This is a genomic window from Alishewanella longhuensis (assembly GCF_014653435.1).
GTDB classification, from domain to species: Bacteria; Pseudomonadota; Gammaproteobacteria; order Enterobacterales; family Alteromonadaceae; genus Alishewanella; species Alishewanella longhuensis.
Map to the genome: position 1 here is coordinate 1 of NZ_BNAO01000017.1, position 3,477 is coordinate 3,477.

Below are 3,477 nucleotides of genomic sequence, written 5' to 3' on the forward strand. Positions count from 1 at the left end.
GTTTTACCGTGGTCAACGTGGCCGATAGTACCTACGTTTACGTGCGGTTTTACGCGTTCAAATTTAGCCTTAGCCATAAGTAACCCTTATTAAACAAAACGGCGAATAAAAGAATGTGAATTGTAATGCGAACGAGGAAGGCTTGCAAGATGGTGCTGATACCCAGAATCGAACTGGGGACCTCATCCTTACCAAGGATGCGCTCTACCGCCTGAGCTATATCAGCAACTTTTTGTATCTGGAGCGGGCAGCGGGAATCGAACCCGCATCTTCAGCTTGGAAGGCTGAGGTAATAGCCATTATACGATGCCCGCGGCCTACTCGTAGCTATTCTCCTGACGAAATCCACTACTAATGGTGCCGCTTATCCGAGTCGAACGGATGACCTACTGATTACAAGTCAGTTGCTCTACCAACTGAGCTAAAGCGGCACTACGTCAGTGGGTGCGAATTCTAGTAGAATGCAGGGTACTGCGCAACAAGAAAAACCGAAAAAAGCATAATTTGTTGGCCGAACGGCTATTTGTTGTGCAATTTAATGACTAACTGTTGATATAACGTGCTACTCCCCGAAATATTAGTAAAGGATCGTGATAAATGGGCAGATCAGTTAAATAGGCTGTAAGCTTTGCTGCATCACCACCGGTTAGTATTAGGTGCTTAGCTGGCTTTAGTTGCCAGGCAAGTCGGATAGCGCCACAAACAGCTGCTAAGGCACCATTTTCAACACAACTGAGCGTATCAGTGCCTAATTGTAAAACATTAGCTTCCCCTGGCTTACTGAGTACTTTTGCGGTGTTATTTATCACAGCTTCCTGTTGCAAACGCACCCCCGGAATAATCCAGCCGCCTTCATGTTGCTGCGCCTGATTTAACCAGTCTAAAGTAAGAGCAGTACCTGCATCGACTATAAGTAACTCCGTATTTGCATACAATGAGACAGCGCCTTGCATTGCAAGCCAGCGATCCACACCCAGTTTTTCAGGAGCGTGATAACTATTTGTCACCGAAAAAGCGCTAGCTTCACTTTTCAGACGGTGCCAGGGAAGATGCGTTAATCCTAGCTGCTGCTGTAATAAATCAATTTTTTCTTCAGCAGCAACACTGGCAACATACACTGCCTGCCAAGGTTGATTTTTAACCGAATCAGCCGTAATCGTAGCTAAGGGTATATATTGGCCAAGGCTATAGCTCACCGCTTTGACACGAGAATTACCCACATCTAATAACAAATACATTATGCACCTGCCCTTAACGTTAACTCTCCACCATAAAAAGCCTGCACCTTTCCGTCTTGTTCTAACAAAATCGCGCCGTTTTCATCGACCCCTAAACAGATTCCAGTCGCGGCAGCAGTGCCACTAATATTAACCAAACGCTTAGCAAAGACATCATACTGATTAAAGATTTGCTGAAAGGGTTTAAATCCTTGCAACTCAAATGTATTAAGAGCCATTGTTAATTCGTTTTGCAATTGCACAATTAATTTGTTGCGATCAACAGACTTACCAGAGGAATGCATCAGATCGGCATAGGGCTGATCGATATGTTGCAAAGCGGTTTCTGGTAAGGCGATGTTCAAACCAATGCCAATAATCACATTACAGGCAGCATCCGCTTGCCCGGCTAGCTCAACCAATACTCCGGCAATCTTGCGGCCATCGATATAGATATCGTTTGGCCACTTCACCTGAGCTGTAACCTGATACTCGCGTCGTAGCAAACTACATAGCGCGCATCCGGCTACCAGGCTTAAGCCCATCGCAGCTTGCACACCTTGTTCTAATCGCCAGTAATAACTGAAATATAAATTACTACCGTAAGGTGAATACCAGGGCCGGCCGCGTCTACCACGGCCAGCGGTCTGCGCCTCGGCAACGACAACTGAGCCCTTTAGCAGCGGAGTAGTATTATGTAGCATTTGCATCAGTTGCAAATTTGTTGAGTCGGTAATATGTTGCACTAACACCGGCGCAGCTACTGAAGGCTGCAGTTGTTTTATCCGCTGTGCATCTAATAAAAGTAAAGGCCGTGCCAAACCATAGCCTTTGCCTTTTACTTTATAAACGTCTAAGCCGACTTGCTCCAGCTCTTGAATATAATTAGCTATAGCGGTTCTACTGACACCGAATTGTTCAGCTAACTTTTGACCAGAATGAAAACAGCCATCCGCTAAGACGGCGAGTAACTGGCGCTGTAATTGCAAGCTAGCTTTCGACATAATGCTGTCCGTTGCTGTCCAATAAACGAACTTCGGGGTCTAACATAATCTGAAACAGGGCCTGTACTTGCTGGCGAATTAAGTGAACTAAAGCCAATAATGCCGGCCCATCTGCACCGCCGTAATTAACTAGCACCAGCGGTTGGTGTTCATAACAACCTACATTATCTTGCTTATAGCCTTTGAAACCTGCTTGATCGATTAACCAGGCTGCCGGTACTTTAATACCGCCTTCTACAATAAAGCCTGGGATCTTTGCAAAAGAACTTTGCAACAGTTGATATTGCGCTTTACTAATAACAGGATTCTTGAAAAAACTGCCGCAGTTGGCGATAACCTTGTAGTCGGGTAATTTTGCCTGACGGATAGCAATTACCTGCTGATATATTTGCTGTAACGAAGCCGGAACTGGCAAAGTATCCAATCCGGGGTAGCTTACAACAGGTTTTGGATCCCTATTTAGCACTAAACCAACAGCAACAATAATGCCTTTACCTTGTAGTTGCTGTTTGAAAATACTATCACGATATGCAAACTGACAGGCTTTATTGTCTAGCCGGCGAATTTTACGTTCTGTCCAATCATAAAAATCAACATAGCTACACACATCGGAAAACTCTACACCATAAGCACCTATGTTTTGCACCGGTGCAGCCCCAACAGAGCCAGGGATTAAAGCAAGATTCTCAAGTCCCCAGAGTTGCTGTGCTACCGCCCAGGTAACTAATTCATGCCAGTTATGTCCGGCTTCAACATGCAATTCAACATGCTGCCTATTCTCTGCAGTAATGGTTCTGAATTTGGCTAGAAAGCGTAGTAGTGGGCGATCTTGAGAGGCAAGAAAAACGGTGTTACTACCTTCTCCGATAATTACCGGTGGATGTTCTGTATTGACGGCAGCAAGATCCGAGAGTTCGTCAATTAGGATAACTTCAGAAAGCGTATTGTGGAGACGAAATGTAGAATACGCCTCAGCAGGCTGATTATATAAAATATGCATAGCAAGACCGATTATCTAAGTACGCGCAATTCTAAAGCTCGTGAACAACAAGCGCAAATACAAATATCGGAAAACCAAGCGGGCTTTAGTGAATAGCCCAATGCAACACCCTCAGCTAGATTTCCGCAGTGGCACCAACACAGCGCTTGAGTCGGCTCTTTGTTTTATGAGGTGCCTTAATGCCACTCGCAGCGCTCGGGGCGTTCAGCCGGCGCCAAACCAAACTGTGGCTTATCGAATTCCTAGCTTTAGTGCA

3 protein-coding genes and 3 tRNA genes are annotated in these 3,477 nt (G+C 45.3%); all 6 read right to left on the minus strand.

The window, feature by feature from the left end; all coding sequences use genetic code 11:
* Positions 1-150 precede the first annotated feature (150 nt).
* Positions 151-226, minus strand: a tRNA-Thr gene (locus IE163_RS17585).
* Between the two features lie 13 nt (positions 227-239).
* Positions 240-314, minus strand: a tRNA-Gly gene (locus tag IE163_RS17590).
* 41 nt (positions 315-355) lie between these two features.
* Positions 356-431: transfer RNA gene (locus IE163_RS17595), tRNA-Thr, on the minus strand.
* Positions 432-542: 111 nt separating this feature from the next.
* Positions 543-1,238, minus strand: a complete 696-nt coding sequence (locus IE163_RS17600) for a type III pantothenate kinase (RefSeq protein ID WP_189434460.1) — start codon at positions 1,236-1,238, stop codon at positions 543-545.
* Entirely contained in the window at positions 1,238-2,221 is a 984-nt protein-coding gene (birA, locus tag IE163_RS17605; protein ID WP_189434463.1) for a bifunctional biotin--[acetyl-CoA-carboxylase] ligase/biotin operon repressor BirA, read from the minus strand. Before birA ends, IE163_RS17600 begins: the two co-directional genes overlap by 1 nt.
* The gene (murB, locus tag IE163_RS17610; protein ID WP_189434466.1) at positions 2,208-3,221 is read right to left on the minus strand and encodes a UDP-N-acetylmuramate dehydrogenase; all 1,014 of its coding nucleotides are present in this window, start codon (positions 3,219-3,221) and stop codon (positions 2,208-2,210) included. The genes birA and murB overlap by 14 nt, the downstream gene beginning before the upstream one ends.
* Positions 3,222-3,477 lie beyond the last annotated feature (256 nt).